The following is a 19,679-nucleotide window of genomic DNA, read 5'->3' as shown; positions in this document are numbered from 1 at the left end:
CCCGGCGTCGGCTCAGGCCTGCTGCGACGCGATCTGCCGCAGCGCCTGCTCGAACGCCTCGGGCGGCTGCCCGCCCTGGATCAGGTACTTGTCGTTGACGACGACCGAGGGCACGGCCTGGATGCCGCTTTGCTGCCACATGCGCTCGGCCGCTCGCACCTCGTTGGCGTACGTGCCTTGCTCGAGCACTTCGCGCGCCTGCGCCATGTCGAGGCCGGCGCCTTGCACGGCATCGAGCAGCACGGCGGGGTCGGACACGTTGCGCGCTTCGGTGAAGTAGGCCGCGAGCAGCGCCTTCTTCAGCCGCACCTGCGCATCGCCATCGAGCGTGCCGGCCCAGTGCAGCAGCCGGTGCGCGTCGAAGGTGTTCCACACCCGTCCGCGACCGGCCTTGCGGAAGTCGAAGCCGACCGCCGCACCGCGCTCGACGATCGCGGCCCAGTTGGTCGCCTGCTGCTCGGGCGTCGAGCCGTACTTCTGCGCCAGGTGCTCGCCGATGTCCTGGCCTTCCGGCCCCATCTGCGGGTTGAGTTCGAACGGTTGCAGATGCAGGTCGGCCCGGACTTCGCCGTCCAGGCGCTGCAGGGCGGTTTCCAGCGAGGACAGCCCTACGGCGCACCAGGGACAGGCCACGTCGGACACGACGTCGATCTTGAGGGTGGCGGTCATGCGGTGATCGTAGTGCGCGCGCAAAGGCCCTGCGTGCCGTGAGCCAGGCCCGCACGGCCGGGCAGAAAGATACCCGCCGGGCGGCGCGCGCAGGTTCCAGTCAGCTTCCACTTTGCACAATCGGCGCGTTGGTGCATGGCTCCCCTTCAGGTGGGAAAAGTGCTTGGCCTGAACATGCACCAATGTTCAGACACCCCCGCGGGCGCAGGCCCCGGGGGTCTTTTTCTTGCCGTCAGCCCAGGCTGGGCAGGCCCTTGCGGTGCAGGTCCGCGCGCGTGAACGGCTTGGTCCGCCCGCTGAGCTTGAGCGACACCCTGGTCACGATCTCGTGCGAAGGCAGCAGCACCGGCTCGTGCGGCATCAGGCCGAGCCACAAGGCCAGCACGCCGGCCAGGACGGGCGGCAGCGTGAACTCCGCGCCTTCCCGCAGCGCGTGCATGGCCGCGGCACTGGCCAGCGCACCCAGCGTGAAGCCCAGCACGATCTCCGACGGCGAGTGGGCATCCACGCGGACGCGCGACACCGCCACGAGCGCCGCCAGCGCATAGGCGAAGGCGATCACGACCGCGCGCAGGCGGGGGCGGCCGCGGCCCATCAGCGCCCAGGCCAGCATCGGGTACACGGCCGCCGCGAACATGGCGTGGCCGGAGAAGCCGGTGAAGTCCAGGCTGGCGATGCCCAGCCCGAAGCCGAGGAAGGCGATCTTGGACGCAGTGGTCACCGCGACCGCGATGCCCAGCGGCAGCACCCACGCGGCGGCGGCGCGCCACTCGCGCGTGGTGGCCAGCAGCCCGACGGCGATGAGCGCCGCGCAGGGCAGCAGGATGCCGGCTTCGCCGAAGCGGGTGATGGTGGTCCAGAACGGGGAAGCAAGGTGCGCGTGCATGCCGGGCCGAATGCTACCGGCCCCAGGGGGCCGGCAGGGCGCTCAGCGCTTGGCGCGCGCCAGCAGCTGCTCCAGCACGTCGATCTCGGCCGGCTTGACCAGGTGCTCGTCGAAGCCCGCGTCGCGCGTGCGCTGCCGGTCTTCGGTCTGGCCCCAGCCGGTCAGCGCGACCAGCAGCATGCGGCCGCGCTGCGGGTGCTGTGCCAGGCGCCGCGCGACTTCGTAGCCGTCCATGCCGGGCATGCCCAGGTCGAGCAGCATCAGGTCTGGCATCAAGGCATCGACCGCGGTGACCGCGTCCGGCCCGCCGTACACGACACGCGTGGTGGCGCCCATCATCTCGAGCATGTAGGCCAGGCTGTCGGCGGCGTCATGGTTGTCGTCGACCACCAGCACCGACGGCCCCGCGGCCGGTGCCGCGCGCTCCGAACCTTCGCTCGACGGGTCCGCACCGCCCGCGCCTCCCGTGACCGGCAGGCGCACTTCGAACGTGCTGCCCTTCCCATCGCCTTCGCTGTTCGCTCGCACGGTGCCTCCATGAAGTTCGACCAGGCTGCGCACGATCGACAGGCCGATGCCCAGGCCGCCCTGCGCGCGCGCCGCCGACCGGTCGACCTGCACGAAGGGCTGGAAGACTTCCTCCAGCATCTCGCGCGCCAGGCCGATGCCGTTGTCCTGCACCTGCACGACGGCGAAGTGGCCGTCGCGCCAGCCGCGCAGCGCGATGTGGCCGCCGGGCTCGGTGTACTTGGCCGCGTTGTTCAGCAGGTTGCTGAACACCTGCCCCAGCCGCAGCGGGTCGCCGTCCGCGCACTGCCCGGCGAGGTCGTCGACCTCCACGTGCAGCGAGTGGCGCGCGGCGTCGACCACGGGGCGGCTGCTCTCGGCCGCGGCATGCAGCACGTCGGCCATGTCCTGCGGGCTGCGCTGCAGCACCACCTTGCCCGAGGTGATGCGCGACACCTCCAGCAGGTCGTCGACCAGCCGCACGAGCTGGTCGATCTGCCGCTTCATCATGGCCTGCACGCGCAAGCCGCCGTCCGGGCCGCCGCCCATCGCGAGCAGCTGCACCCCGTTGCGCAGGGGCGCGAGCGGGTTGCGCAGCTCGTGCGCGAGCGTGGCGATGAACTGGTCCTTGCGCCGCTCCACCTGCTGCAGCGCGGCGTGCGCCTGCGCCAGCGCCTCGGCGTTGCGCTTGAAGTCGTCGATGTCGGTGGAGGTGCCGTACCAGCGCACCACGCGGCCGCGGTCGTCGCGGATCGGCACCGCGCGCGTGAGCCACCACCGGTAGACGCCGTCGCGCGCGTTGCGCACCCGGAACTCGCTCGTCATGGGCTGTCCCGTGCCGAGCGCGTGCCGCCACAGCTGCATCATCCGGTCGAAGTCGTCCGGGTGGACGACGGCGGTCATGTCGGCTTCGGTCGCGGTCGGTCGCCCCGTGTAGCGCTCCCACTGCTGGTTCAGGTACAGCATCTGGCCGTGCCGGTCCGCGACGTAGACGATCTGCGGCATCGACTCGGCCATCTCGCGCAGGCGCCGCTCGCTTTCGCGCTGGCGCTGCTGCACGGTGGCGCGCTCGAATGCTTCCCAGCACCGTTGCGCGACGGCCTGCACCAGCGCCGTCTCGTCCTCGGTCCAGGCGCGCGGCTGCAACTGGTGCGCCGCGATGCAGGCGACGATGCGGCCGGACCGCAGGATGCCGGCGGACAGGCTGGCCGCGATGCCGCGCTGCCGGTACGTGGTGCGCTGCTCGCCCAGCCGCTCGTCCTGCTGCACGTCGGCGACCACGAACGGGCGCCCCTCGCGGTACAGCCGCAACTGGTCCGCGTGGAAGTGCCGCAGCCGCATGCGCGACAGCCGCGCCGGCGTGATGCCGTCGGCGTGGAACTCGCCGTGCAGCGTGACGCTGTCCTGGCCCTCGTCGACCAGCGCCCAGATGCAGCGGTCGGCGCGCAGGTGCTCGCCGAGCGCGCCCACGGCGGCGGTCAGCACCTCCCCGGGATCTTCCAGCTGCTGCAGCAGCTGGCCCAGCTCGGACAGGAAGCGCTGGCGCTCCTCGCCACGGCGCAGCGACTGCTCCATCAGGCGGCTTTGCAGGACGTCGCGGAAGTAGAACGACAGGCCACCGGAAGCCACCGGGTACACGCTGCACTCGAACCAGCCGGCCAGCGAGTGGTAGGGACCGTCGACCTTCTGCGGCTCGCGCTGCGCCATCGCGCGGCGGAACGGCTGCTCGAAGGGCGAGCCGAGCAGCTCCGGGAACAGCTCCCACAGCGGGCGGCCGAGCAACATGTCGCGCGAGCGGTCGTAGATCGCCTCCGCCGCCGCGTTCACGTACGTCATGCGCCAGTCGGCGTCCACCGCGATGAAGCCCTCGCCGATGCTCTCGAGCACCTGCTGCACTTCCCCGCGCAGTTGCTGCTCGCGCTGCATCGCTTCGCTGCGCACCTGCGACAGGCGCAGCAGGCCCGACACGCGCGCGAGCAGCTCGCGGGCCTGGAACGGCTTGACCAGGAAATCATCGGCGCCGGTGTCCAGCGCCTCCAGCCGTGCCTCGTCGCCCGCATTGGCCGACAGCATGATCACGGGCAGGGTGGACGTGGACGCGTCCGTACGCAGGCGCCGCAGCAGCTGCAGGCCGTCCATGCGGGCCATCATCACGTCGGTGATCACCAGGTCGGGCACGTGCTCGGCGATGCGCTGCAGCGCCTGCCAGCCGTCCGAAGCCGTGCGCACGTCGTGCTCGCGTCCCAGCAGCCGCTGCAGGTAGCCGCGCATGTCGGCGTTGTCATCGACCAGCAGGACGTCGGCACGCTGCCGGATGCCGGGCCGCGCGTCGAGCGGCACCGATGGTTCCTCCACCGCGAGCGCGTGGGTCGACGACGCATCGCTGCCGAACCAGGCCTCCACGTCGTCAAGCCAGCCACTGGGCGGCGACAGCTGCGCGGCCGCGGGGCTGTGGTCGACCTGCTCGTGCGGCAGGTGCGCATGGCCGTAGGGCAGTTCGAGGCTGAAGGTGCTGCCGGCGCCCAGCCAGCTTTGCACTTCGGGCGCGGCGTGGTGGATGCGGGCGAGTTCGGCGACCAGCGCGAGCCCGATGCCCGAGCCCTCGATGCTGCGGCCCTGCGCGCCTTCGACGCGGTAGAAGCGCTCGAAGACATGCGGCAGGGCGGCTTGCGGGATGCCAAGGCCGGTGTCGGTGACCTCCAGCCGTGCGCCGCCGCCGGTGTCACGCACCCGCACGCGCACGCTGCCGGCGGGCGTGTACTTGATGGCGTTGGCCAGCAGGTTGAAGACGATCTTCTCCAGCATGGCGCGGTCCACGTACACGGGCCGGGGCAGCGGCGGGCAGTCGACCTGCAGCTCGAGCCCGCCGCGCCGCGCGGCCGAATCGAAGAAGCTCGCCAGTTCGGCGACCGCGCGGGCGAAGTCGATCGGCTGGAACTGCGCTTCCATGCGGCCGGCTTCGATGCGCGAGAAATCCAGCAGCGTTTCGACCATGCGCTGGAGCCGGCGGCCGTTGCGCTGCGCGAGTTCCAGCGCGCGGCGCGTCTCGCCGTCGGCCGGGCCCGCTGCCAGCAGGTCGGCCAGCGGTCCCAGCATCAACGTGAGCGGCGTGCGCAGCTCGTGGCTGACGTTGGAGAAGAAGGTGGTCTTGGCGCGGTCGAGCTCGGCGAGCGACGCGGCGCGCTGCTGCTCCTGCTGCAACGCGCGCGCGTCCGCGATCGCACTGCCCACGCGCTGTGCCACGAGCGCGAGGTAGTCGCCGTACTCGGGGTCGACCGGACGGCGCGGGTTGAGCCCGAAGACGAGGAAGCCGCCGGGCCCCGCCGCGTCCGGGGCGGGCAGCGGCACCACCATCGCATCGAGCACCGGCTCGGGCCAAGGGCCGGCGTCGACCAGGGCGACGCGATCGATGCGGTCGACGTGCTGGGGCTGCCGCGACGCGGCGACGTCCAGGAACGGCCACGGGCCGTCGGCGTCGAGCGCCTGCAGCTGCGGCGCGAGCGCCGAGCCGGCCACGGCGCCGGTGCTGGCGACGAGGCGCACCGCGCCGCCTTCTTGCAGGTAGAACAGCACGAAGGGCAGGTCGTGCGCGTTGCCCGCCAGCGCGGCCGCCGCGGATTCGCAGGCATGCACGGGATTGCGCGAGTCGAGCACGGCCGCCGAGACCGCCCCCAGGCTCTTCAGGCGGCGCTCGCCGAGCACGCGCTGCGTGTCGTCGGTGCAGGTGCAGAACACGCCGCCGACCTCGCCGTCGTCGTCGAAGCAGGGGCTGTACGAGAAGGTGAAGTAGGTTTCCTCGGCGTAGCCCTTGCGCTGCATCACGAGCAGCACGCGGTCGTTCCAGGTGGACGCGCCGCGCCGCAGGACGGCTTCCGCCTGCGGGCCGACCACGTCCCAGATTTCGGCCCAGGTCTCGCGCGCGGGCCGGCCGAGCGCCCAGGGATGCCGCGGACCGAGCGCGTCGATGTAGGCGTCGTTGTAGATCGCGACCAGCTCCGGCCCCCACCAGATGAACATCGGGTACCGCGAGCCGATCACCAGGCGCACGGCGCTCTTCAGGCTCTGCGGCCAGGTTTCGGCCGCGCCGAGCGGAGTCGATGCCCAGTCGAAGCCGGAGATCGCCGCCGCCATGTCGCTGGCGGCGATCGCCTCGGCGCGGGCCGTCGGGCCGGCGAGCAGCGACGCGGGCGGCGCGACGGGGCGCACGGGTGTCACGGGCTCGGCTCGGAGGGACTCGCTCATGGCTGGAAGGGTGGTGGCAACCGCCGCGTGGAACAGCTATTGAGCCTCGGCGCGGGCGGCAAATCAAACGTGCAGCGCGCTCGCGGCGCCGCTAAGGATGAGCCGGCCGGCGCCGGAGCTTCACTGCGTGGAGGGGCGGGTTCCCATGGCGTCGCGCCAGGCCTGCGCGACGATGGACGAGCACTCGACGGACTGCTGCCAGCCGGCCAGCATGAAAGCCGCCTGGACGGCGAAGAACTCACCGGGGTTGGTCGCCAGGCGCAGCTTGCGCGCGGCCTCCTGTTGCAGCAGGCCGGTGCTCTGCGCGATGTGCTGCTGCACGTCGCTGCCGGCACGCACCATGGTGTCCGCCGCGCGGGTGAGCGCGGCCAGGGGCTGGTCCTGGCGGGTCGTGCGGGCGGTGGGGCGGTCGCGTTCGACGCGCGAGGTGGTCTTGCGGCTTCCGTTGCGGGCCATGTCGTCTCCTCGGTCCTGCGGGGAGAGGCAGTCTAGGCAGTCGGCAACTCAGCCATGAACCCGACAGTGCAAGAAATTGTTGTGGTGCGCTGCCGTGTCGCCAGCGCGGCCGTTCAGGACGCGGCCCGCACCACGTAGCGCACGAAGTCGTCGGCTTGCGTGAAGCTGTCGTACAGGGCCCGTGCCGGCGCGTTGTCGCGGCGGGTCATCCAGTACAGGCGGGCCCAGCCTTCCGCACGCATCGCATTGCGCAGCCACTCGAGCAGGGCGCGGCCGACGCCACGTCCCCGCGCTTGCGCGTCGACGAACAGGTCTTCGAGGTAGCACACAGGCTGCGTCTCCCAGGTGTTCTCGTGCACCACGCAGTGCGCGAAGCCCACCACCATGCCGTCCAGCTCCGCGACGATGCACATCACCGCCGAATCCGGATCGAGGATGCGCTTCCACGTGCGCTGCGTCACAGCGTCGGGCACCTTCGCCTCGTAGAAATCGCAGTAGTCGCGCCACAGGCGGCGCCACGTGGATTCGTCGTTGGGCAGCAGCGAGCGGATGACGAGCGACATGCGGGCATTGTGCCCCGCCGCCTCAGCCGAGCAGGCCCGCCAGGATTTCGTAGGAGCGCAGGCGCGCGGCGTGGTCGAAGATCTGCGAGGTCACCATCACCTCGTCGGCTTGCGTGCGCTCGATGAACTCGCGCAGGCCGCGCCGCACCGTGTCCGCGGAACCGGTCGCCGTGCACGCGAGGACGCTGTCCAGCATCGCCTTCTCGGCCGGCGCGAGGTGGTTCGCGTAGCCGGGCAACGGCGGCGGGAGCGGCGTCGGCCGGCCGGTGCGCAGGTTGACGAACGCCTGCTGCATGGAGGTCGCCAGCAACTGCGCCTCGGCGTCGGTGTCGGCGGCGAAGACGTTGAAGCCCAGCATCACGTGCGGCTTGTCCAGGAACTGGGAAGGCTTGAAGGTGGAGCGGTACACCTCCAGCGCGTCCATCAGTTGCGCAGGGGCGAAGTGCGAAGCGAAGGCGTACGGGAGGCCCAGCATCGCGGCGAGCTGGGCGCCGAACAGGCTCGAGCCGAGGATCCACACCGGCACCTTGGCACCGCGTCCGGGCACGGCACGGATCACTTGCCGCGGCTCGTCGGAGAGGAAGTCCAGCAGTTCCACCACGTCGTGCGGGAACTGGTCGGGGTCGGTGTCGAGGCGGCGGCGCAAGGCGCGGGCCGTCGCTTGGTCCGATCCCGGTGCGCGGCCCAGGCCCAGGTCGATGCGACCCGGATAGAGCGCCTCGAGCGTGCCGAACTGCTCGGCGATCACCAGCGGCGAGTGGTTGGGCAGCATGATCCCGCCGGCGCCGACGCGGATCGTGCGCGTCTGCTGGGCCACGTGCCCGATCAGCACCGCCGTCGCCGCGCTGGCGATGCCCGGCATGCCGTGGTGCTCGGCCAGCCAGTAGCGCCGGTAGCCGAGCGCCTCCGCGTGCTGCGCCAGCTCCACGGTGTGGCGAAACGATTGGGCGGCGTCGCCGCCCTGGGTGATCGGTGCAAGGTCGAGGACGGAGAGCGTGGCCATCGGTGGCAGATGGGGACGTTGGGAGCAGTCGCAAGGGCACTTCCACGGTGTCATTCCGGCGAAAACCGGAATCCATGCTCGTGCTGGCACCGGTGCGGCTCGCGCGAGCCGGCGAGCGCATCAGGCGGTGCCTGCCGGGTCCTCATGCTCCGTCTCTCCGTTGCGCGGCTTCTCGCTGTCGCGAGCGCCTCTGAACTCGCGCCCAGGCCCCGCGCCCGCGCGCATCACTCGACCATCGAAAATCGGACCTGCGGGCACCGCCTGACACGCTCACCGGATCGCGCTTCGCCCGCGGCTTCTTCCGGCAGGGCGCCACTGGCGCTCTCCTTCCGCTTCGCACTCGGCGCGGGTCCAAAGAGCAGCTTGGGCGACCGATGTTGCACTGGCAGGCACGGATTGCGGGTCGAGCCCGCAATGACATTCGCCGCTCTGGGTTCAGCGCGCCAGCTGCCGCGCCAGCAACACCGCCGCGTGCACCGCTTCGCGCTGGGCGCCGTCGTGGATCTGGTGGCGGCAGCTGGTGCCGTCGGCCACGACGATGGCGTCAGGGGACTGGCGCACGGCGGGCAGCAGGCTCAGTTCGGCCATTGCCATCGACACGTCGTGGTGCGACGCCTCGTAGCCGAACGCGCCGGCCATGCCGCAGCAGCTGCTTTCGATCAGCGAGGGCTTGGCACCCGGGATCAGTTGCAGCAGCTTCATCACCGGCGACACGGCGTCGAACGCCTTCTGGTGGCAGTGGCCGTGCACGAGGATCGGCCGGTCGACGGGGCGCAGCTTGGCCTGCAGGCCATCGAGTTGGCCGGCGGCGAGTTCGCGCGCGAGGAATTCCTCGAGGAGGAGGGCGCTGGCCGCGATCGCCTGCGCGTCCTCCCCAAGGCCCAGTGACAGGTGCTCGTCGCGCAGCGTGAGCAGGCACGAGGGCTCCAGGCCGACGATCGCAATGCCGCGGCGGGCGAAGTCGGACAGGGCGGCGACGACTTCGCGTGCCTTCGTGCGAGCCGCGTCCACGTCGCCGACCGCCAGGTGGGTGCGCCCGCAGCACAGGTGCTTGCCGTCGTCCTGCTGCTTGGCGGCGACGTGCACCGTGTAGCCGGCTGCTTGCAGCACTTGCAGGGCAGCGGTGGCATTCGCGGATTCGAAGAAGCCGTTGAACGTGTCGACGAACAGCACGACCGGCTTGGCGGCCGCGAGCACTTCGTCGCGGGTCGCTGTCCCGTGCGGCTGGTTGAAGAAATGCTGCGACTGCCATTCGGGCAGGCTGCGCCGCGCCGAGAAGCCGAGCAGCTTCTCCCCGAGCCAGGCGAGTGGCGGAATGCGGTTGCGCAGGTTCAGGAGGCCGGCGAACTTCGCAGCGCTGCGCGCGTAGTCCGGCAACCCCGCGATCAGCTTGTCCTTCAATGACCGGCCATGCTTCGCATGCCAGTGATGCAGGAATTCGACCTTCATCTTGGCCATGTCGACGCCCGTGGGGCAATCGCGCTTGCAGCCCTTGCAGGACACACAGAGATCCAACGCATCGCGCACCGCGGGTTGGGCCAGGCCTTCCGGCCCCAGCTGCCCCGACACCGCCAGCCGCAGCGTGTTGGCGCGCCCGCGCGTCAGGTGCTGCTCGTCGCGCGTGACGCGGTAGCTCGGGCACATCGTCCCGGCGTCGAACTTGCGGCAGTGCCCGTTGTTGTTGCACATCTCCACCGCCTTGGCGAAGCCACCGGCGGGATCGCCACCGGTGCCGGGCGCGGTGGTGCGCTCGGTCATCGGGTCGTTCTGCACGTCCCACGCACGCCAGTCGAGCGCGGGCTGCAGCGGGATGACCTTGTACGAGGGCGGGAAGCGCATCAGCCGCGTGTCGTCCATGCGCGGCGCGTCGACGATGCGGCGCGGGCAGAACAGCGCGTCCGGATCGAACAGCCGCTTGATCTGCGTGAAGGCTTCGGTCACCTTGGGGCCGAACTGCCACCGGATCCACTCGCCGCGGCACAGGCCGTCGCCGTGCTCGCCGCTGTAGGCGCCGCGGTACTGGCGCACCAGCGTGCTGGCTTCCTCCGCGATCGCGCGCATCTTCGGCGCGCCTTCGCGCCGCATGTCCAGGATCGGGCGCACGTGCAGCGTGCCGACCGACGCATGCGCGTACCAGGTCCCGCGCGAGCCGTGCCGGCGGAACACCTGCGTGAGGGCGTCCGTGTACTCGGCCAGGTGCTCCAGCGGCACGGCGCAGTCCTCGATGAAGCTCACCGGCTTGCCGTCGCCCTTGAGGCTCATCATGATGTTGAGGCCCGCCTTGCGCACGTCCCACAGCGCCTTCTGCGCCGTGTCGTCTTCCATGCGGACCACGGCACCGGGCAGGCCCAGGTCGCCCATCAGCTCGACGAGCCGATCGAGGTGCTTGACCAGCGGTGCCTTCTCGGCGCCGGAGAACTCCACCAGCAGCACCGCGTCGGGCTTGCCGATCACCGCGCCGCGCACGACCGGCGCGAACGCCGGGTTCTGCAGCGCCAGCTCGATCATCGTGCGGTCCACGAGTTCGACCGCCGTCAGCGTTCCATCGCCCAGCTTCACGATGTGCTGCGCCGTGTCCATCGCCTTGTAGAAGGTCGGGAAGTTCACGACGCCCAGCACCTTGGCCTTGGGCAGCGGCGACAGCTGCAGCGTGAGGCTGCGGGTGAGGGCGAGCGTGCCCTCGCTGCCCACCAGCAGGTGCGCCAGGTTCACCGATCCGTCCTGCGTGTACGGCTTGGGATTCTGGTTGCGGAAGACGTCCAGGTTGTAGCCGGCGACGCGGCGCAGCACCTTCGGCCAGTGCGCGTCGATCTCGGGCGCCAGGCCCTCGGCCATCGCTCGCACCTGCTCGCCCATCGTGCGCACCCAGCCCGTCGATTCCTCGAAGCGGCCGAAGCGATGCAGCTGGCCGTCGGGCGTCCAGGCTTCCATGCCCAGCACGTTGTGGACCATGTTGCCCCACGCGATGCTGCGGCTGCCGCAGGAGTTGTTGCCCGCCATGCCGCCGAGCGTGGCCTGCGCGCTGGTGGACACGTCGACCGGGTACCAGAGGCCGTGCTGCTTCAGCTGCGCGTTCAGGTGGTCGAGGACGAGGCCGGGCTCCACCACCGCCGTGCGCGCCTGCGGATCGACCGCCAGCACCTTGCGCACGTGCCGGGAGTGGTCGATGACGAGGCCGGCGCCGACGGTCTGCCCGCACTGGCTGGTGCCGCTGCCGCGCGGGACGATCGGCACGCGCAGGTCGCGGCAGATGTCGATGGCGGCGTGCACGTCTTCCGCGGTGCGGGGCACGAAGACGCCGACCGGCATCTCCTGGTAGATCGAGGCGTCGGTGGCGTAGCGGCCGCGATCGGCGGGGGTGAACAGCACCTCGCCCTGCGTCTCGCGCGCCAGGCGCTCGGCCAGGCGGCCGGCCACCTCGTTGCTGATGGCGGCGACGCGTTCGTAGGCGGAGCCGGCGGCTTCGCGCGCCACCGACACGGGCAGCGGCGCGTTCATCGCGCCCCCTGGCGCTGGGGCGCTCGCGCGGCCTCGAGCTGCTCCAGCACGACGGCCAGCTTGTTCTGCAGGTGCGACGCGAGCACCTCCCGCATCGCGGCGACGTCGCGCCGCGCGAGCGCTTCGATCATCTTCTCGTGTTCCTGCATCGCGGCCGCCCACTTGGCGCCGTCCTGGTTGGAGCGGAAGCGCAGCGCCTGCAGCCGCGCGTTGATGCGGTCGTAGGTGGCGCTGAGCACCGGGTTCTTGGCGGCCGCGTTGATGGCGCGGTGGATCCGTGCGTTGAGCCGGTAGTAGGCGGACAGGTCCTGCCGCGTGTAGGCCGCCAGCATCTCGTAGTGCATGGCGCGGATTTCGGCGAGCTCCTCGTCCGTGATGCGCTTCGCGGCCAATTCGCCGGACAGCGCTTCCAGGCCCGCCATCACCTCGAAGGTGTCGCGCACGGACTGCTCATCCATGGACACGGCGACGGCGCCGCGGTGCGGCAGCAGCTCGACCAGGCCTTCGGCGGCCAGCCGCTTGATTGCTTCGCGCAGCGGGGTGCGCGAGCAGTCCAGCGCCTCGCACAGCTGCCGCTCATTGAGCTTCGCACCCGGCGGGATGCGGCCTTCCACGAGCATCTGGCGCAGGCGCAGGGCCACCTGCTCGTGCAGGCTGCCGCGCGGGATGGCGATCACGTCGGCGGTCATGGGAACGATTTTGTATGCAAAAAAGCCTAGTGTCCAACCCCGAGTCTAGGGCGATTTCCGCTTGACGCGGCCATTTTGTATGCAAAACTGGCACCCATGCTGACGCTCGACTTCCATCCCACCGGACGCCATTTCCTGTCCATCCCGGGGCCCTCGCCGGTGCCGGACCGCATCCTGCGGGCGATGAGCCTGCCCACCATCGACCACCGCGGCCCCGAATTCGCGGTGCTCGGCAAGCGCGTGCTCTCCGGCATCCAGCAGGTGTTCCGCACCCGGCAGCCGGTCGTCATCTACCCGGGCTCGGGCACCGGTGCATGGGAAGCGGCACTGTGCAACGTGCTGTCGCCCGGCGACGCCGTGCTGATGTACGAGACCGGCCAGTTTGCCGCGCTGTGGCACAAGATGGCCGTGCGCCTCGGGTTGAAGACCGAGGTGCTGGGCCTGCCCGGCGCCGAGAACTGGCGCCGCGGCGTGCAGGCCGACCTGATCGAGAAGCGCCTGCGCGCCGACACGCAGCACGAGATCAAGGCCGTCTGCGTCGTGCACAACGAGACGTCGACCGGCGTCACCAGCGACATCCAGGCCGTGCGCCGCGCCATCGACGCCTGCAAGCATCCCGCGCTGCTGCTCGTGGACACCATTTCCGGGCTCGGCTCGGCCGAGTACCAGCACGACGCCTGGGGCGTGGACGTGTCGATCTCCGGGTCGCAGAAGGGCCTGATGCTGCCGCCCGGCCTGGGCTTCAACGCGCTGTCGGCGCGTGCGATCGAGGCGAGCAAGACCGCGCGCATGCCCAAGGCCTACTGGGCGTGGGACGAGATGGTCGAGATGAACAAGACCGGCTACTTCCCCACCACGCCGAACACCAACCTGCTGTACGGCCTGGCCGAAGCCTGCGACATGCTGCTGCAGCAGGACGGCGGGCTGGACGCCGTGTGGGCGCGCCACCAGCGCTGGGCCGAAGGCGTGCGCACCGCCGTGCGCGCGTGGGGCCTGGAGATCCAGTGCGCCGATCCGGCCGTGTATTCGCCCGTGCTCACCGGCGTGGTGACGCCCGAAGGCGTCGACGCCGACAAGGTGCGCCAGGTGATCTGGGAACGCTTCGACCTGTCGCTGGGCACCGGCCTGGGCAAGGTGAAGGGCCGCATGTTCCGCATCGGCCACCTCGGTGACTGCAACGACCTGACCCTGATGGCGGCCCTGTCGGGCAGCGAGATGGGCCTGAAGCTGGCGGGCGTCAAGCTTGCCAGTTCCGGCGTGCAGGCCGCGATGGAATACTTCGCCGGCCACCCGGCGACAGCAGTGCTGAAGAAGGCGGCCTGACCATCGAAGGTCGGGACGCCGCAGGCGTCACGTTTTCACTTTGTCCGGAGGACATTCACACATGCAACGCAGAACCTTCACGGCCGGCGTCGCGGCCTCCATCGCGGCGCCGCTCGCGTTCGCGCAGGGCGACATCCCGAAGGGTCCGATCCGCATCATCGTGGGCTTCTCGCCCGGCGGCGGCACCGACATCCTCGCGCGCGTCATCGGCCAGAAGCTCAATGACATGTGGAACACGCAGGTCATCGTCGAGAACAAGGCGGGCGCCTCGGGCACGATCGCGGCCGACTACGTGGCCAAGCAGCCCGGCGACGGCACCACGCTGCTGATGGCGCACATCAACAGCCAGGCCATCACGCCCGCGCTGCAGCGGGTGAACTACGACCCGGCCCGGGACTTCCAGCCGATCATGCTGGTGGGCATCACGCCCAACCTGCTGATCTGCAACGAGCAGCAGCCCGCCAAGACGGTGCACGACCTGGTCGAGCTGTGCCGCAAGAACCCGGGCAAGGTGAGCTTCGGTTCGGCGGGCACCGGCAGCGCGCAGCACCTGGCGCTGGAGATGTTCATGCTGGCCGCCAAGGTCAAGGCGATCCACGTGCCGTACAAGGGCTCCGGCCCGATGCTCACCGACCTGATCGGCGGCCAGATCCAGTACAGCTTCGACACGATGACGGCGGCGACGCCGCACGTGAAGAGCGGCAAGGCGATCCCGCTCGCGCAGACCCGCCAGCAGCGCGTGAAGGCCTATCCCAACGTGCCGACGATGGCCGAGTCCGGCTTCCCCGGCTTCGAGGCGACCACCTGGTACGGCCTGGTCGGCCCCGCCAAGATGCCCGCCGCGATGGCCAAGCGCATGAACGAGGACATGAACAAGGTCATGCAGATGCCCGACGTGGTCGAGAAGCTCGAAGCGTCCGGCGCGTCCGAAGGCGGCGGCTCGCCCGAGAAGTTCGGCGAATTCATGAAGGTCGAACAGGCCAAGTGGGCCAAGGTGATCAAGGACGGCGGCGTCAAGGGCGACGCCTGAAGTCGGGAGCGGACATCCGAACGCAGAGGACGCAGAGCAGGCGCAGAGGCCACAGAAGGAATCCACAGTGATTGGTTTCTTCTGCGTCCTCTGCGCTTGCTCCGCGAACTCTGCGTTCGGGAGTCCGTCTTCGAAGTAAGCAATGAAGCAACCACTTCCCCTGGAGGGCGTCCGCGTCCTCGACATCAGCCAGGTCATGGCCGGTCCCTTCGCCTGCATGCTGCTGGGCGACCTCGGGGCCGACGTCATCAAGATCGAGCCGCCGGGCAGCGGCGACCAGACGCGCGGCGCGATGGGGTTCAAGCTGAAGGGCGCCGACAGCCTCGGCTTCCTCAACATGAACCGCAACAAGCGCAGCATCGCGGTCGACCTCAAGACGGAGGCGGGCAAGCAGGTCGTGCTGCGCCTGGCCAAGGACGCCGACATCCTGGTCGAGAACTACCGTCCTGGCGCGATGCGGCGGCTGGGCCTGGGCTACGACGTGCTGAAGGAAGTCAACCCGCGGCTCGTCTACACCAGCATCAGCGGCTTCGGCCAGACCGGGCCCTGGGCCGACCGGCCCGGCTTCGACCTGATGGCGCAGGCGATGTCCGGCGTGATGAGCGTCACCGGCTACCCCGACTCGCCCCCCGTGAAGTGCGGCGTGCCGGTGGCCGACATCGGCTGCGCGCTGTTCGCGGTGTACGCGACGCTGGCGGCGTACATCGGCGCCAGGAACACCGGGCAAGGGCAGTACGTGGACGCGGCGCTGTTCGATGCGGCGATGGCGTTCTCGGTCTGGGACATCTGCGACTACTGGGGCACGGGCAAGCCGCCGCAGCCGCTGGGCACGTCCAACAAGATGACCGCGCCGTACCAGGCGATGGCGGCCAGCGATGGGCACTTCGTCATGGGCGCCAACAACCAGAAGCTGTGGGAAAAGCTCTGCCAGCTGATGCGGCGCGAAGACCTGCTGCGCGACGGCCGCTTCGCCACCATCGCGCTGCGCCTGGCCAACCGGCCCGCGCTGCAGGACGAGCTGGAAGCGACGTTCCGCACGCAGCCCAAGGACTTCTGGGTCGAGCTGCTGCTGGCCAACGGCATCCCCGCCGGCCCCATCCTGTCGTACCCCGAGGCGTTCGACAGCGAGCATGCCGCTGCGCGTGGCATGAAGATGGAGATCGAGCACCCGGTGGAAGGGCGCGTGAACAACATCGGCTTCCCCGTGAAGCTCTCCGCCACCCCGCAGCAGGTGCGCCGCCATCCGCCGCTGCTGGGCGAGCACACGCGCGAGGTGCTGGCCGAGATGGGGATCGGCGACGAGGAATTCACGCGCTTGCGCGCTGACGGCGCCTTCGGCGCCTGATCGTCTCAACACAGAGGACGCAGAGGGAAGAGAGAGGCCACAGAGGACTACTCGATGAAAATCCTTCTTGTCTCTTCTGTGTCCTCTCTCCGTCCTCTGTGTCCTCTGTATTGAAGAGAGCCGAAGCGTGAGCGAAGGCGAAGTCCACCTCCTGATCGACGGTCCCATCGCGTCCGTCACCTTCGATCGCCCCGACGCACGCAACGCAATGACGTGGGCGATGTACGAGCAGCTCACGCGCATCTGCGAGCAGCTGCAGGCGGACTCGTCGGTGCGCGTCGTGCGCTTTCGCGGTGCGGGCGGGCAGGCGTTCGTGGCGGGCACGGACATCGCGCAGTTCCAGGCGTTCACCGGCGGAGACGACGGCGTGGCGTACGAGAAGCGCATCGACGCCTGCGTGGGGCTGGTCGAAGCGCTGCCCATGCCCACCGTGGCCGTGCTCGAAGGCTGGGCGATCGGCGGTGGACTGGCGCTGGCGACCGCGTGCGATTTCCGCATCGCCACGCCGGGCACCAGGCTGGGTGTGCCGATCGCACGCACGCTGGGCAACTGCCTGTCGGCGGCCAACGTGGCGCGGCTCGTCGCGGCGCTGGGGCGGCCGCGCGCCGAGCGCGTGCTGCTGCTGGCCGACCTGCTGTCGGCGGAGGAGGCGCACGCGGCCGGCTACCTCCTGGAGCTCGCCGGGCCCGACGCAATCGATGCCGCGAGCGACAAGCTTTGCGGCAAGCTGGCGTCGCTGGCGCCGGTCACGCAGCGCGTCAGCAAGCACGCGCTCAACCGCCTGCTGCACGCGCAGCTGCCGGACATCGACGACCTGGTGCGCGCCGCCTACGGCAGCGACGACTTCGCGGAAGGCGTTCGCGCCTTCGTGGAGAAGCGGCCCCCGCGCTGGTCCGGCCGCTGAGCCGCATCGCTGGCGCCGTCCTACGGCGCGCCGTCGACACGCTTCCTAGCATGGGTGCAACCGCGAGAGGCATCCCATGGCAGACGTGCGTCACCCCAACGGCCGCGACCCGGTCGACCTGAGCGAATCCGTCCTCGGCGAGGAGGACCCCGGCGCGTCGGTGGACCTGGCCGTGCGGTCTCCCGGCGCCAGCGACCAGCCCGCCGGCGCCGCCGGTGCACGCGCGGCCGGCCCGACGCCGCCGATGGCGCCCGGTGACGAGGCGCCCCCCGGCACGCCGGGCACCGGTGAAGACCTGTGCCGCGCCTGCGGCGGCACCGGCATCCTCAACGGCAGCGCCTGCCCCGAGTGCGAGGGCACCGGCAAGGTCACCGTCGGCATCGGCGGCGCGTGATCGCCGGGCGGCTGCCGCGCAAGCGCAGGCTGCCGCTCGCCACCGGCGCGATCGAGTACGTCCTGTCGGGGCGCGGCCCGGCCACGCTGGTGCTGTTCAACGGCGCGGGCGTGACGCTCGAGGGCTGGTCGCGCCTGTATCCCGACATCGAGCGGCTCGGCCGCGTCGTGGCCTGGAACCGGTTCGGCACCGGCGCCAGCACGCCACCGCGCGGTGCGCAGGACGGATTGCAGGTCGTGGCGACCGCGCGCGAGGTGTTGCGCCGCCTGTCGCTCGAGCCGCCGTACGTGCTGGTGGGGCACTCGCTCGGCGGCCTGCATGCGCAGCTGTTCGCGCGCCGCCACTCGGAGGAGGTGGCCGGCGTGGTGCTGCTGGAAGCCACGCACCCGCGCGACCGCGAGCTGCTGCACGGCCACGAGCCGCAACTCGCGAAGGTGCTGGGCAAGCTGCTGTCGATCCCGCAGCAGCTGTTCCGGCCCAACCTGCATGCGGAACTGGACTGGCTGGACGAAGCCGCGGACGAAGTGGAAGCGGCCGGCCCTTTCCCTTCCGTGCCGCTGGCCGTGGTGAGCGGTGGCAACGATCCCCCGCGCTGGCTGGTGCCGCCCTCGGCGCTGCGCATCCGGCGGCGCCACCAGAAGGAGCTCGCGCTGCTGTCGCCGCTGGGGATGCACGCCGTCGCGCGACGCAGCGGCCATTTCCCGCAGATCACGCAGCCGTCGCTCGTCGTCGATGCGATCCGCAGCGTGGTGCATGCGGCGGCGCCTGGCGCACCGCGGGTCCCGTCATGACGGGCAAAGGCCGCTGCGCGCCCAAGCGGGCACGCAGCGGCCTTCATCGAGACGCCGGAAGCGCCTTCAGTTGCGGTCGGCGCGGGCGGCGCGGCGCTGGTCGTCGGTGCCGTTGGCGGCACCGGCGCCGGAGCGGCGGGTGTCGGCGTCGCCCGACTGGGTGCGGGTGTTGCGCGTGTCGACGTCGACGCCCGGGACGCCCGAGTTCGGGCCGCGATCCTTCGTGTTCACGTCCACGTCGATGCCGGGCGCGCCGCGGCGCACTTCCTGGTTGCTGCTGACGGAGCCGGTGCCGCTGGGGCTGGTCGGCGTGTTCTGCGCGAAGGCGGTGGAAGCGAGCAGCGCGATGGCGGCGGCGGTGATGGCTTGTTTCATGGAAGAACTCCCTTTCAGTTGAGGGCTCCATCCTTGCCTCCCCTCGCGCATGGGAAAGTGGGACAACGGCCGGGCTGGCTGTCGGAAGCGCCCGCACGGCCGCGCCGGAAACTCACACGCCGCACGGGCGTGCGGCGTTCGGCGGAAACCTGGAGTTTCAGTTCGTCTTCGCGTGCGCGAACTTGCGCGTGACTTGCATCACGCGCAGCTGGTCATCGACGTTGCCGACGCCGGCGACCGACGACGCGACGCGGGCGGCTTCGACCTTTTCCTTCGGGTCCAGGACGATGCCGGAGAGCGTGACGCGGCCCTCGCGCGCGGTGACGTGCACGTCGACCTCCGACGTGGAGCTGTTGGCGCGCAGGGCGGCGCGCACGCGGGCGCTGAGCGCCAGGCCGGCGAGCACCGCGCGGGTGTCGTCGGTCTCCTGGAAGTCGGGCCGCGCCGCCATGTGCAGGATGGTGTCGGCGCAGGTGTCGACCGAAACCCGGTCGGTGTTGAGCACCACGTCGTAGAGCAGGGGATCGCCCCAGGTCACGTTGAACAGCGACTGCATGCGCGCGGTGTGCGCGCCGTCGCTGCGGCGCACTTCGTCCTCGGCGGCGGCGCGGTCCAGGCCGGTGTCGTCCATGACCCACTGCACGCGCGAGGCGAACGGGCGCGTGATGCGCACGCGCAGCACGTGGCGCACCGGCCGCAGCAGGCAGGTGGCGCCCCAGCCGCGCAGCACGACGTTGCCGCGCTCGGCCTGGGCGAACACTTCCTCGGCGGTGAAGGCGGCGACGTCGCGCGGATCGGCCGCGCGGCGTTCGCGCAAGCCGGCCTTGCCTTCGCGCAGCCGGCGCACCAGGCTGTGCGGCACCTGCATGCGGCCCGCGATGTTGTCGACGATCTCGTTCGACAGCACCGTCAGCTTGCCGACTTCGCCAAGGCGCAAGGCGACGTCCTTGGCCAGCGACCCCATCTCCTGCGTGAGCGCGATGACCGGCATGTGGCGTCCTCCA

The 19,679-nt window shown here is 70.7% G+C and carries 16 protein-coding genes; 6 read left to right on the top strand and 10 right to left on the bottom strand.

Going from position 1 to position 19,679, the window contains the following annotated elements; translation table 11 throughout:
* Nucleotides 1-12: 12 nt before the first annotated feature.
* The 8 genes from I8E28_RS14865 to I8E28_RS14830 all read right to left on the bottom strand — a co-directional run bounded on the left by I8E28_RS14865 (nt 13) and on the right by I8E28_RS14830 (nt 12,513).
* Nucleotides 13-669, bottom strand: coding sequence for a DsbA family oxidoreductase (locus I8E28_RS14865; RefSeq protein WP_200788840.1), 657 nt, complete (start codon nt 667-669; stop codon nt 13-15).
* Between the two features lie 232 nt (nt 670-901).
* Nucleotides 902-1,555 (bottom strand): phosphatase PAP2 family protein, encoded by a 654-nt coding sequence (locus I8E28_RS14860; RefSeq protein WP_200788839.1) that lies wholly within the window; start codon nt 1,553-1,555, stop codon nt 902-904.
* A 42-nt stretch (nt 1,556-1,597) separates the two neighbouring features.
* On the bottom strand, nt 1,598-6,304 hold the full coding sequence (locus I8E28_RS14855) for an ATP-binding protein (protein WP_200788838.1): 4,707 nt from the start codon (nt 6,302-6,304) through the stop codon (nt 1,598-1,600).
* Nucleotides 6,305-6,424: 120 nt separating this feature from the next.
* Nucleotides 6,425-6,760: a hypothetical protein gene (locus I8E28_RS14850; RefSeq protein WP_200788837.1), complete on the bottom strand. Its 336-nt coding sequence runs from the start codon at nt 6,758-6,760 to the stop codon at nt 6,425-6,427.
* A 113-nt stretch (nt 6,761-6,873) separates the two neighbouring features.
* Complete coding sequence (locus I8E28_RS14845; RefSeq protein ID WP_200788836.1) at nt 6,874-7,323, bottom strand: GNAT family N-acetyltransferase; 450 nt, start codon at nt 7,321-7,323, stop codon at nt 6,874-6,876.
* 22 nt (nt 7,324-7,345) lie between these two features.
* On the bottom strand, nt 7,346-8,326 hold the full coding sequence (locus I8E28_RS14840; protein ID WP_200788835.1) for an LLM class flavin-dependent oxidoreductase: 981 nt from the start codon (nt 8,324-8,326) through the stop codon (nt 7,346-7,348).
* A 435-nt stretch (nt 8,327-8,761) separates the two neighbouring features.
* The gene (locus I8E28_RS14835; protein ID WP_200788834.1) at nt 8,762-11,824 is read right to left on the bottom strand and encodes an FAD-binding and (Fe-S)-binding domain-containing protein; all 3,063 of its coding nucleotides are present in this window, start codon (nt 11,822-11,824) and stop codon (nt 8,762-8,764) included.
* On the bottom strand, nt 11,821-12,513 hold the full coding sequence (locus I8E28_RS14830; protein ID WP_200788833.1) for a GntR family transcriptional regulator: 693 nt from the start codon (nt 12,511-12,513) through the stop codon (nt 11,821-11,823). The genes I8E28_RS14835 and I8E28_RS14830 overlap by 4 nt, the downstream gene beginning before the upstream one ends.
* Before the next feature lie 96 nt (nt 12,514-12,609).
* Here I8E28_RS14830 and I8E28_RS14825 point away from each other — a divergent pair, with 96 nt between their 5' ends.
* The 6 genes from I8E28_RS14825 to I8E28_RS14800 all read left to right on the top strand — a co-directional run bounded on the left by I8E28_RS14825 (nt 12,610) and on the right by I8E28_RS14800 (nt 18,300).
* Nucleotides 12,610-13,836 (top strand): pyridoxal-phosphate-dependent aminotransferase family protein, encoded by a 1,227-nt coding sequence (locus I8E28_RS14825; protein ID WP_200788832.1) that lies wholly within the window; start codon nt 12,610-12,612, stop codon nt 13,834-13,836.
* A gap of 61 nt (nt 13,837-13,897) precedes the next feature.
* Nucleotides 13,898-14,866, top strand: coding sequence for a Bug family tripartite tricarboxylate transporter substrate binding protein (locus I8E28_RS14820; protein WP_200788831.1), 969 nt, complete (start codon nt 13,898-13,900; stop codon nt 14,864-14,866).
* Nucleotides 14,867-15,008: 142 nt separating this feature from the next.
* Nucleotides 15,009-16,211, top strand: coding sequence for a CaiB/BaiF CoA transferase family protein (locus I8E28_RS14815; protein ID WP_200788830.1), 1,203 nt, complete (start codon nt 15,009-15,011; stop codon nt 16,209-16,211).
* 127 nt (nt 16,212-16,338) lie between these two features.
* Nucleotides 16,339-17,115 carry an enoyl-CoA hydratase gene (locus tag I8E28_RS14810; RefSeq protein ID WP_200788829.1) on the top strand — a complete coding sequence of 259 codons (777 nt, stop codon included), beginning with the start codon at nt 16,339-16,341 and terminating at the stop codon, nt 17,113-17,115.
* Nucleotides 17,116-17,191: 76 nt separating this feature from the next.
* The gene (locus I8E28_RS14805) at nt 17,192-17,509 is read left to right on the top strand and encodes a hypothetical protein (RefSeq protein ID WP_200790472.1); all 318 of its coding nucleotides are present in this window, start codon (nt 17,192-17,194) and stop codon (nt 17,507-17,509) included.
* Nucleotides 17,506-18,300: an alpha/beta fold hydrolase gene (locus I8E28_RS14800; RefSeq protein ID WP_200788828.1), complete on the top strand. Its 795-nt coding sequence runs from the start codon at nt 17,506-17,508 to the stop codon at nt 18,298-18,300. The genes I8E28_RS14805 and I8E28_RS14800 overlap by 4 nt, the downstream gene beginning before the upstream one ends.
* A gap of 66 nt (nt 18,301-18,366) precedes the next feature.
* Here I8E28_RS14800 and I8E28_RS14795 read toward each other — a convergent pair whose 3' ends face one another.
* Together I8E28_RS14795 and I8E28_RS14790 are read right to left on the bottom strand one after the other, a co-directional pair.
* A complete protein-coding gene (locus tag I8E28_RS14795; RefSeq protein ID WP_200788827.1) occupies nt 18,367-18,675 on the bottom strand; it encodes a hypothetical protein in 309 nt (102 codons plus the stop codon).
* Between the two features lie 157 nt (nt 18,676-18,832).
* The gene (locus I8E28_RS14790; RefSeq protein ID WP_200788826.1) at nt 18,833-19,666 is read right to left on the bottom strand and encodes a cytidylate kinase family protein; all 834 of its coding nucleotides are present in this window, start codon (nt 19,664-19,666) and stop codon (nt 18,833-18,835) included.
* Between the last annotated feature and the right edge of the window lie 13 nt (nt 19,667-19,679).

Source organism: Ramlibacter algicola (assembly GCF_016641735.1).
GTDB lineage: Bacteria > Pseudomonadota > Gammaproteobacteria > Burkholderiales > Burkholderiaceae_C > Ramlibacter > Ramlibacter algicola.
The sequence above is the reverse complement of the archived record's forward strand: the minus strand, read 5'-3'. Positions and strand labels throughout refer to the sequence as shown.

Coding starts and splice junctions, on each gene's coding strand:
- I8E28_RS14865 (WP_200788840.1), bottom strand. CDS start 669: ATGACCGCCACCCTCAAGATCGACGTCGTGTCCGACGTGGCCTGTCCC.
- I8E28_RS14860 (WP_200788839.1), bottom strand. CDS start 1,555: ATGCACGCGCACCTTGCTTCCCCGTTCTGGACCACCATCACCCGCTTC.
- I8E28_RS14855 (WP_200788838.1), bottom strand. CDS start 6,304: ATGAGCGAGTCCCTCCGAGCCGAGCCCGTGACACCCGTGCGCCCCGTC.
- I8E28_RS14850 (WP_200788837.1), bottom strand. CDS start 6,760: ATGGCCCGCAACGGAAGCCGCAAGACCACCTCGCGCGTCGAACGCGAC.
- I8E28_RS14845 (WP_200788836.1), bottom strand. CDS start 7,323: ATGTCGCTCGTCATCCGCTCGCTGCTGCCCAACGACGAATCCACGTGG.
- I8E28_RS14840 (WP_200788835.1), bottom strand. CDS start 8,326: ATGGCCACGCTCTCCGTCCTCGACCTTGCACCGATCACCCAGGGCGGC.
- I8E28_RS14835 (WP_200788834.1), bottom strand. CDS start 11,824: ATGAACGCGCCGCTGCCCGTGTCGGTGGCGCGCGAAGCCGCCGGCTCC.
- I8E28_RS14830 (WP_200788833.1), bottom strand. CDS start 12,513: ATGACCGCCGACGTGATCGCCATCCCGCGCGGCAGCCTGCACGAGCAG.
- I8E28_RS14825 (WP_200788832.1), top strand. CDS start 12,610: ATGCTGACGCTCGACTTCCATCCCACCGGACGCCATTTCCTGTCCATC.
- I8E28_RS14820 (WP_200788831.1), top strand. CDS start 13,898: ATGCAACGCAGAACCTTCACGGCCGGCGTCGCGGCCTCCATCGCGGCG.
- I8E28_RS14815 (WP_200788830.1), top strand. CDS start 15,009: ATGAAGCAACCACTTCCCCTGGAGGGCGTCCGCGTCCTCGACATCAGC.
- I8E28_RS14805 (WP_200790472.1), top strand. CDS start 17,192: ATGGCAGACGTGCGTCACCCCAACGGCCGCGACCCGGTCGACCTGAGC.
- I8E28_RS14795 (WP_200788827.1), bottom strand. CDS start 18,675: ATGAAACAAGCCATCACCGCCGCCGCCATCGCGCTGCTCGCTTCCACC.
- I8E28_RS14790 (WP_200788826.1), bottom strand. CDS start 19,666: ATGCCGGTCATCGCGCTCACGCAGGAGATGGGGTCGCTGGCCAAGGAC.